The 9,670-nt window shown below is 60.1% G+C and carries 9 protein-coding genes; 6 read left to right on the forward strand and 3 right to left on the reverse strand.

Going from position 1 to position 9,670, the window contains the following annotated elements:
• Positions 1-33: 33 nt before the first annotated feature.
• Together JZX89_RS18040 and JZX89_RS18045 are read right to left on the reverse strand one after the other, a co-directional pair.
• Complete coding sequence (locus JZX89_RS18040) at positions 34-1,011, reverse strand: L-threonylcarbamoyladenylate synthase (RefSeq protein ID WP_207134933.1); 978 nt, start codon at positions 1,009-1,011, stop codon at positions 34-36.
• 60 nt (positions 1,012-1,071) lie between these two features.
• Positions 1,072-1,680 carry a DUF6656 family protein gene (locus JZX89_RS18045; protein ID WP_188355965.1) on the reverse strand — a complete coding sequence of 203 codons (609 nt, stop codon included), beginning with the start codon at positions 1,678-1,680 and terminating at the stop codon, positions 1,072-1,074.
• 331 nt (positions 1,681-2,011) lie between these two features.
• Between JZX89_RS18045 and JZX89_RS18050 the strand changes: the two genes are divergently transcribed.
• The 4 genes from JZX89_RS18050 (at position 2,012) to JZX89_RS18065 (ending at position 5,731) form a co-directional block, all read left to right on the forward strand.
• Entirely contained in the window at positions 2,012-3,256 is a 1,245-nt protein-coding gene (locus JZX89_RS18050) for an aromatic ring-hydroxylating oxygenase subunit alpha (protein ID WP_174373134.1), read from the forward strand.
• A 7-nt stretch (positions 3,257-3,263) separates the two neighbouring features.
• Complete coding sequence (locus JZX89_RS18055; protein ID WP_149898697.1) at positions 3,264-4,346, forward strand: FAD-binding oxidoreductase; 1,083 nt, start codon at positions 3,264-3,266, stop codon at positions 4,344-4,346.
• A gap of 177 nt (positions 4,347-4,523) precedes the next feature.
• Positions 4,524-4,988 carry a BA14K family protein gene (locus tag JZX89_RS18060; protein WP_153513272.1) on the forward strand — a complete coding sequence of 155 codons (465 nt, stop codon included), beginning with the start codon at positions 4,524-4,526 and terminating at the stop codon, positions 4,986-4,988.
• Between the two features lie 221 nt (positions 4,989-5,209).
• Positions 5,210-5,731 carry a BA14K family protein gene (locus JZX89_RS18065; RefSeq protein WP_174372997.1) on the forward strand — a complete coding sequence of 174 codons (522 nt, stop codon included), beginning with the start codon at positions 5,210-5,212 and terminating at the stop codon, positions 5,729-5,731.
• Between the two features lie 57 nt (positions 5,732-5,788).
• Here the strand turns inward: JZX89_RS18065 and JZX89_RS18070 are convergent, their stop codons facing one another.
• Entirely contained in the window at positions 5,789-6,784 is a 996-nt protein-coding gene (locus tag JZX89_RS18070; RefSeq protein WP_149898699.1) for a transporter, read from the reverse strand.
• Positions 6,785-7,007: 223 nt separating this feature from the next.
• Here JZX89_RS18070 and JZX89_RS18075 point away from each other — a divergent pair, with 223 nt between their 5' ends.
• Positions 7,008-8,792 (forward strand): acyl-CoA dehydrogenase family protein, encoded by a 1,785-nt coding sequence (locus JZX89_RS18075; protein ID WP_207134922.1) that lies wholly within the window; start codon positions 7,008-7,010, stop codon positions 8,790-8,792.
• 10 nt (positions 8,793-8,802) lie between these two features.
• Entirely contained in the window at positions 8,803-9,561 is a 759-nt protein-coding gene (locus JZX89_RS18080) for a crotonase/enoyl-CoA hydratase family protein (protein ID WP_207134923.1), read from the forward strand.
• Positions 9,562-9,670 lie beyond the last annotated feature (109 nt).

Below are 9,670 nucleotides of genomic sequence, written 5' to 3' on the forward strand. Positions count from 1 at the left end.
GTTTGAAACATGGGCGAAAGGGGTTGAGTGCCGTCAGCCTCTCGGCGCGGCGGCGCGGGAAAGGCGGTCGTTGATAGCCTCTCCGAGACCATGCGTGGGAATGGCGGTAATGGCGATGGTTTTCGCGCCGGTCGCATCGGCGGCTTTCAGATAATCGAACAGATTGGCGGCGGCCTCGGCAAGATCGCCGGCGGGGCTGAGATCGAGAACGGTGCGGGCGGTCTCTTCGCCTTTAACGGCAATGCCGCCGAACCGGATCAGTGCTTCACCGGGGAAAACCGATGCGGCATCGAGGCGCACAGTGGCGCCCGGCGCATAGTGCGACGCCAGCATTCCGGGCGCTTCAATGGCGGCAGAGGCTTTTTCGGGCCGTTCCAGCCGCAGGCCGGCAACGCTCTCGATGTCTTCGGTGACGATACCGCCGGGACGAAGCAGCCGCACCCGGCCATCCTCTTCCACCTTGACGATGGTGGATTCGACGCCGACGGAGGCTGCCCCGCCATCAAGAATGAGATTGATCTTCTGGCCGAGATCGGCCTCCACATGGGCGGCACTTGTCGGGCTGATCTTGCCGGAACTATTGGCGCTGGGGGCGGCCAGCGGCCTGTCGAACCGGCGGATCAGGTCACCGGCGAAACCCTGCGGCACGCGGATGCCGACCGTATCAAGCCCGGCCGTCGCCAGCGAGTGAATGCCGCTTTCCGGTTTCAGGGGCAGAACCAGCGTCAGCGGGCCGGGCCAGAAGGCCTGCGCAAGCTTCAGCGAAATGGGGTCGAAAACCGCATAACGCTCCGCCATGGCAATATCGGCCATATGGCAGATCAACGGATTGAACTGCGGCCGGCCTTTCGTCTCGTAAATGCGGGTGATGGCAGCCGGATTGGTCGCGTCGGCGGCAAGGCCATAGACGGTTTCCGTCGGCAGGGCGATCGGTTGGCCGTCTGCAAGCTCCGCCACGGCTGCCTGCAACGCGGTTTCCCGCTCGTTTTCGATGTTGATATGACGCGCCATGATGCTGCCTTTCAGCGCGCTCAATAGCGTATTTCTGGCCGGGATGGAAAGCGCTATCGTTTATATCGCCTTGATGATCCTGCGCATCTCCTCCGAGCGCGCACCGAGCAGCAGCACATTTTTCAGCGCCACGCGCGGATCATGCGTCTGGAACAGCAGGCCACCGCGATGGAAGGAGGTATCGACGGCAAATTCCTTATCGGGAAGCGCATTGATGGCGACGGCAAAATACATCCGCGAATAACGCGCATCGATATTCTCGAAGAAGTTTTCGGCACCGCTCAACTCGGCGAAGAAATTCGCGAAATAGAAGGACCAGAGCACGTGGCGTTCAGCGTCGAAACTGGTTTTCGCCGCCGTGACATGACAATAACCGAGATGCGGCCGGTCGTTGAGCAGATGGTGGGAGACCATCTTGGGAAAACGGATGGATTGGTGAAAGGTGTTGAGGCGGCTATGGGTCGCATCGGCGGCGGCTTCGAGCTTGCGCCCGGTCATCGCCGCCACCTCATCATGGCTGTAATAAACGCGCTCCCTCGGCAACCAGCGTTCTTCATAACGGCTGATCCGGCCGGTGCGCAGGAAATCCGAATGCGCGGTCTTCGACCGTATCGGCATGATCGAATGTCTGGCCGCATCGAAATAACGTATGCGTGTCGCCTTCTCCACCAGGAACGCCCTCGTTGCCTTTGATCAGGCAAGATAATTTAGTTCGCGTTAATACTCCGTTGCGCCGCACCCCCTGTTTTTTGATGGGTGGACAGGCAATTGCGCACATCATGCGTCATATTGCGACGTGGTTTTGTTCACCGAATAGCTGCCGGATTTAGCAGCGGAATGGGCTGTGGCAGGCATTCGCGCATGTCGCAATTTGTCGCCAATGCGGAAGCCGATGTCGCTGTCTGTGCTGCTGCAAATCACCGCCGGTGTTTAGATGGGATCATGGTTCCGCAGCCCGGTAAATGGTGTCGGGCAGGGCGGTTTGATCGAGGATTTGGCCATGGAATTGCGTGAGACCGTATTGCGCCAGCTGAAGAACCGCCGCGAAGGCTTCAGCCTGGAACAGCCTTTCTACACGGACCAGGATTATTTCAAGCTGGATATGGAAACCATCTGGTATCGCGACTGGCTGTTCGTTGGCCATGATTGCGAAGTGCCCAAATCCGGCAATTATTTCACCGTTCAGGTCGGCTCCTATTCCGTCGTCATCGTCCGGGGACGCGACGGCGAGATCCGCGCCCTTCACAATTCCTGTCGCCATCGCGGTTCCCGCGTCTGCTCCGCCCACAAGGGCCAGTCCGCCCGTCTCGTCTGTCCCTATCACCAGTGGACTTACGATCTGGACGGCAAGCTCTTGTTCGCCCGCCATATGGGCGAGGAGTTCGACAAGGCGGAATTCGGCCTGAAGCCGGTCGCCTGCGAGACCGTTGCCGGTTACGTTTTCATCTGCCTTGCCGACCAGCCGGCGGATTTCGCGCCCATGCGGGCCGAAGTCGAAAGCTACATGGCCCCGCACCGTATCCGGGAAGCCAAGGTCGCGCATGAAAGCACGATCATCGAAAAGGGCAACTGGAAGCTCGTCTGGGAAAACAACCGCGAGTGCTATCACTGCGCCGCCAACCACCCGGAACTCTGCCGCACCTACCCCGAAAACCCCAGTGTCACGGGCACGGATGGCGGCGCGAGCGACCCCGAGATCGGCGGCCACTGGGCGCGCTGCGAGGCCGCCGGCCTGCCGAGCCGTTTCAAGATGGATCCGAATGGCCAGTTCCGCGTCGCCCGCATGCCGCTGATCGGCGAGGCGGAAAGCTACACCATGTCGGGCAAGCGCGCCGTGCGCCGGCCGCTGTCCGAAGATGTCAGCATCAGCCATATCGGCGCTTTGCTGCTGTTCCATTATCCGACGACCTGGAACCACTTCCTTGGCGACCACACCATTTCCTTCCGGGTGCTGCCGCTCAATGCCAATGAGACCATGGTCACTACCAAATGGCTGGTGCACAAGGATGCGGTGGAAGGCGTGGATTACGATCTGGAAGACCTGACCCACGTCTGGAACGAAACCAACGATCAGGACCGCCGCATCGTCGAGGAAAACGCCTTCGGCATCCGTTCACCTGCGTACCAGCCCGGCCCTTATTCGATGGAAGACGAGGGGGGCGTGATGCAGTTCGTCAACTGGTATTCCGATTTCATGATCGACCGGCTTTCCGGCGACAAGGCCCGGCTTTCGGCAGTAGCGTGACGCGAAGATGAATATGGTTGTGACCTATAAGCACATAGACGAGATGAAGCCGTGGAGCGACAAGCTCCAGCTGCTGGAGTGCATTTCGGTGACACCCGAAACGCAGGATGTGATGACGTTCCTGTTCCGCTCCGAAGACCAGAACTGGTTCCGGTATCTGCCGGGCCAGTTCGTCACACTGGAACTGCCGGTGGGCAAGGAGCCGCTCTATCGCACCTACACACTGTCCTCCAGCCCGTCACGGCCCTATGCGCTTTCGGTCACGGTGAAGGCGCAGGCCAACAGCATCGGCACGCGCTGGATGTTCGACAATCTGAAGCCCGGCATGAAAATCCGGGCGCTCGGCCCGCTCGGCGATTTCTCCTATGTGCGGCACCCCGGTGACAAATATCTGTTCATTTCGGCAGGCTCCGGCGTCACGCCAATGATGTCGATGGTGCGCGATATGAGCGACCGTGCGCCGCAGAGCGACATTGCCTTCATCAATTGTTCGCGCTCGCCGTCCGATATCGTCTTCCGCCATGAGCTGGAATATCTCGCCCGCTTCATGCCGAAGCTGTCGCTCGGTTTCATCGTGGAAAATTGCGGCCGCACCGATCTCTGGTCCGGCCTGAAGGGCATGGTCGACAAGGCCAAGATCGCGCTTCTCTCCCCTGACTTCATGGACCGCACCGTGTTCTGCTGCGGGCCGGAGCCGTTCATGGCCGCCGTCCGTTCCATGCTCGATGCGTCCGGTTTCGACATGAGCCGTTACCATCAGGAAAGCTTTTCTCCTGCCGCCCCGGTCAAGGTCGGCGAGAGCGTTCTCACCGATGTGGATGGTGAAGCGCTGTCGATGGTGGGCTTCACGCTGTCCGGAAAAGAAATGGCCTGCCAGCCCGGCCAGACGGTTCTGATGACGGCGCGTGCCGCCGGGGTGCGCATCGGCGCGGCCTGCGAATCGGGCATCTGCGGCACCTGCCGGGTGCTGAAGCTCTCGGGCGAGGTGGAGATGAACCACAATGGCGGCATTCTCGATGACGAGATCGAGGAAGGTTATATTCTCGCCTGCTGCTCGCGGCCTCTGACCGATGTGAAGGTTGAAGCCTGACGCGTGTTATCTTCTTGCCCTTCGCCGGATAGTTGTCATGGAACTAAATTTCCCTAAACTCGTTTGCACGTCATCGAATTCTTTTCGGGTGCAGAAACGGGGCTGACCCTTATCTCCGACAAGAGCGAGTGCGTGAAAAGGCGCGGTCCAACGCGCTGAAGCAAACGGAGGAAGATCATGATGAGTTTCCGGACAACGAGCATCGCCACGGCGATGATCGTGTTCATCACAAGCTTTACGCCGTCTCAGGCGTTCCAGGTGCCTGTGCCGATGCCCAAGCCGGCCGTTTCGACCGACAATGTGGTGCAGGTGCAGTACCGTGAATGGGACCGCCGCAATGACCGCAGGCACGGCGACCGCATGTACCGTCCGCGCCCGTCGCGTGACGGCTACTACAACGGTCACCGCGGCTATCGTGACCGTCGGGCGGGCTACCGTTATCACAACGGTTACTGGTTCCCGCTGGCCGCTTTCGCCACCGGCGCCATCATTGGCGGCGCGATGCAGAGGCCGGCACCTGCCTATGGCGGCAGCCATGTTTCATGGTGTCAGAACCGTTGGCGCTCGTATCGCGCTTACGACAATACCTATCAGCCGAACAGCGGTCCGCGCCGCATATGCGTATCGCCTTACAGCCGATAACAGGATTTTCGAAAGCCCGGATATTGATCCGGGCTTTTGTTTTCCGGCCGCCGGACTAAGTAACCGAAGCGTGATGGGATCGTTAATGCTGGGTTCAGGCGAAAACGCCTAGCCTGCAACCTCTAATGTTCCAGCCAGATCGAAAACTGGCCGAGTGAGAAGAAAAAGTGCTATTATTCACGGAGAACGGCCTGTTGACCGTCGTGAATGGAGGAAGTCAGATGAGAAACTATATGAAGAATATCTTGGCTGTCGGTCTTTCTGCGATTGTGGTTGCAGGAGCGATCGTTCCGGCAGAAGCAGCAATGCCATTGCCGATGGCGCCGAAGAGCGTCGAGGCCACGGGCAGCGATGCCGGCAATATCGTCAATGTGCAATATTGGCGCGATCGTGGTGGTCGCGGCGATTGGGGTGACCGTCGTGGCTGGTATGGCGGCCATCGCGGTTATCGCGATTATCGCCCCGGCTATCGTCACCATGACGGTTACTGGTTCCCGCTTGCAGCCTTTGCGACGGGCGCAATCATCGGCGGCGCCCTGTCGCAGCCGCGTGAAGTCTACCGTCCCGTGCCGGAATATCGTCCGCGCCCGGTCTATCGCGAATATCGCCCGGTCCGCCGTGGCGGCATGAGCCAGGCGCATGTGAACTGGTGCTATGGCCGTTATCGTTCCTACGATGCCTATAGCAACACGTTCCAGCCTTACCACGGTCCGCGTCAGGCCTGCTATTCGCCTTACAGCTGATAGAGCGCCAGGCTGAAATTGACAGAGCCGTCCGGTCATCACCGGGCGGCTTTTTTATTACAAAATCCGTGCCCGTTTGAGCACGAACCAGGCAAGCACGACCGAAATCACGATAAAGACGCCGGCCGACAACGTGCCCCCGGTGCCGACTGTAAACGGCAGCTCATCGGTATTCATGCCGAAAAAGCCTGTCACCAGCGAGGGCGGCAACAGGAATGCCGTCATCAGCGACAGGATATAGAGGTGCCGGTTGGTTTCCGACGAGAGTTTGGAATCGATTTCTTCGTGCAGCAGCCTTGCGCGCTCCTGCAGGGCATAAACATCGTGATCCACCGCTTCGAGGCGACCCATCAAGCGTGAGGCGACATCTTCAAAACCGTCAGGCATCTCGTCCTCATCGGCGGCCGAAGCGCGTCGCATCAGGGTGAGAACGGTGCGCAGATGCCGGTGCAGGCGAACCACCGTGCGGCGCAGCGGGGCAAGCCGCCGCCGTTCGTCACGGTTCTCGCTGTCATAGACCATGTCCTCGATGGCGTTCAGTTCTTCGGTCGTCTCCATCACCAGATTGATGAGCGAGCGCTGGAATTCCGCAACCAGCCCCTCGAACACGTGTGATGGCGTGAGATAGCGGTTGGAATTCTTGTCAACCGCCGCCTTCAGCCGGTCCACCGAGTGCAGCGGTTGCAGGCGGGTGGTGATGATGAAACGGTCGCTCACCGCAAAATGCAGCCAGCCGAAATCCCGGGTCTCCTTGTCGAATTCCCGCTGGAAATCGACCAGCGTACCATAGAGCGATTTTTCATCGACCACGATGGATGGGTGCGTTTCATGGGTGGTGAGGCTTGCCCGCGCCGCCGGATCGAGGCCGTCGATGGTTTCCAGAAAACCCGCCACCCGCTGGTCCGCGAGATTGAGATGCAGCCAGAAGAAACCTTCGCACTCGGCCATTTCGTGAAAGCGCGCATCGGCCGCCAGCCGGCGGCAGGGGGCTGTGCCGGGGTGGAACTGATAGGCCCAGACAAGGCCGGGAATATTGGGCGTTATGAGATCCATCGTGGCAGTCCTGACCGGCTGGATGGGAGGAGGGAGGCGTCCGTCGCCCCGGTGTGGGAACGGCAGCGGCGGCATTGCGCCTTTCAGCGCATGCTGAGCAAATTCATATGACAGTTTTATAACAAACCTGCCGAAATGGTGGGAATTTTCAAATTGACGTTTACGTAAAAATCATTTAGCCCGAAGAGCAGCACGATAGGCAAAAGCTTCGGGAGGAGGCAGCATGTATAGCGCGCCGGTGGATGATATCGCCTTTACACTCAAACATGTAGCGGGTCTTGAAGACGCGTTGGCAAAGGGTGTGCTGGGCGATCTCGGTGAAGATCTGGTGGATGCCATTCTCCAGGAAGCCGGTCGTTTCGCCACGGAACAGGTCGCGCCGCTCGCCGATATCGGCGACCGCCAGGGCGCGAAGCTTTCCGACGGCAAGGTGACGACACCGGATGGCTGGGCCGATCTTTACCGCCGCTGGGCGCAAGCCGGCTGGAACAGCTTGACGGCGCCGGAGGAATTTGGCGGCCAGAACCTGCCGCATATGCTGAATGTCGCAGCACTCGAAATGTGGAATTCCGGTTCCATGGCCTTTGCGCTGGCCCCGACGCTGACCATGGGTGCGGTGGAAGCCATCGTCACTCACGGCAGCAACGATCTGAAGCGGATCTATCTTCCCAAACTCGTCTCCGGTGAATGGACCGGCACGATGAACCTCACCGAACCGCACGCGGGATCGGACCTTGGTGTCCTGAAGACCCGTGCGGAGCGCAATGGTGATGGCACCTATCGTATCTTCGGGCAGAAGATTTTCATCACCTGGGGCGAACACGACGCGGCTGACAATATCATCCACCTCGTTCTTGCCCGCCTGCCGGATGCGCCGGCCGGAACGCGCGGCATCTCGCTGTTTCTCGTACCGAAATTCCTGCCCGACGAAAACGGCGCGCCGGGCAGCCGCAACGATCTTTTCTGCCACTCGCTGGAACACAAGCTCGGCATTCACGGCTCTCCCACCTGCACGATGATTTTCGGCGATGGCAGGTTCGGTGAAGAAAAAGGCGCTCTGGGCTGGCTGATCGGCGAGGAGAACAAGGGTCTCGCCTGCATGTTCACCATGATGAACAATGCCCGTCTTGCCGTCGGCATGCAGGGCGTGGCGATCTGCGAAGCAGCGACCCAGAAGGCAATCGAATACGCCAAGGAGCGCACGCAGGGCAAGGCGCCCGGCTGGCAGGGTTCCGGCATGAGCCCGATCATCGAACATCCTGACATCGCCAGAACGCTTCTGACGATGAAGGCGCTGACGCAGGGGTCGCGAGCGATCTCCTTCAGTTGCGCTCACGCCATCGATATGGCGCATGCGAGCGAAGATAAGGCAGAGCGCGCCCGCTGGCAGGAGCGTGCTGCCCTTCTGACGCCGATTGCCAAATCCTTCTCCACCGATGCCGGTGTCGATGTTGCCTCCATGGGCATTCAGGTGCATGGCGGCATGGGTTTCATTGAAGAAACCGGGGCGGCGCGTTATCTGCGTGATGCACGCATCGCCCCGATCTACGAAGGCACAAACGGCATACAGGCCATCGATCTGGTGCTGCGCAAGCTGCCGCTTTCCGATGGCGCACAGGTGCGGGGTTTCATCGCCGAACTGCGCGAGATCGCTGCCCGAACAGCCGCTTCGAACCGTGATGATCTCGGCGAGACCGCCCGTTATCTCGAAGCCAGCCTCAACGATCTGGAAACGACAACCGAATGGCTGCTGGACCGCATCAAGGCCAGCGAAACCGAAACCGCACTCGCCGGCGCGACACCCTATCAACGTCTCTTCGGTCTGGCGCTGACAGGTACCTATCTCGCCAAGGGCGCATTGGTCTCCGTCGATGATGGCAGGGGCGCACATCGCGCGGCACTTTGCCGTTTTGCGGCGGAAAACCTGCTGGCGGAAACGGCAGCGCTGAAGGATCGCGTCATATCAGGCGCGGCAAGCCTTGCCGCCGCCCGCACCGTATTGGCCTGAGGAGATTCAGATGTCGGACGATCATATTCTCGTCGAGCGGGTCAGCCATGCGCCGGAGGTGCTGACCATCCGCTTCAACCGGCCGGAAAAGAAAAACGCCATCACCGATGCGATGTATCTGCGCATGGCGCAGGCGCTGCAGGCCGCCAATGACGACCCGGAAATTCGCGTGGTCGCGTTTCTCGGCACGGAAGGCTGCTTTTCTGCCGGTAACGATATGGCCGATTTCCTTGCCTTCGCCATGTCCGGCGCAAAGGGCAAGCTTGCGGTGCTCGATCTCCTGAAGGCGCTCGCGACCTTCGAAAAACCGCTGGTTTCGGGCGTTGACGGCCTTGCCATCGGCATCGGCACGACGTTGAACCTGCATTGCGATCTGACCGTCGCCTCCAATCGCAGCGTGTTCAAGACACCTTTCGTGGATCTGGCGCTGGTGCCGGAAGCCGCCTCCAGCCTGCTTGCGCCAAAACTCATCGGCCACCAGCGCGCCTTTGCGCTGCTTGCCATGGGCGAGGGCTTTTCCGCCGAACAGGCGTTGCAGGCCGGTATGATCTGGAAAGTCGTCTCCCCGGAACATGTGGAAACTGAGACGCTGGCGCTCGCGACACGGCTCGCCGCCAAGCCGCAACAGGCGTTGAAGATCGCCCGCGATCTGGTTCGTGGCAAGCCCGAAGATGTGCTGGCCCGCATCGACGAAGAAGCCCGCCATTTCATCGCGCAATTGCAGAGTGCAGAAGCCCGCGCCGCCTTCGAGGCATTCATGCGCCGCTAGGCGTTTCGAGAATCTGGGAGCGCGCCACTCGTTTCTTCTCCCCGCCGGGGAGAAGTCCGCGGCAGCGGGATGAGCGACTGTCTTTTGTGTCAAGCGTTTTGCCATGGTT

Source organism: Agrobacterium burrii (genome assembly GCF_017313405.1).
Lineage (GTDB): Bacteria > Pseudomonadota > Alphaproteobacteria > Rhizobiales > Rhizobiaceae > Agrobacterium > Agrobacterium burrii.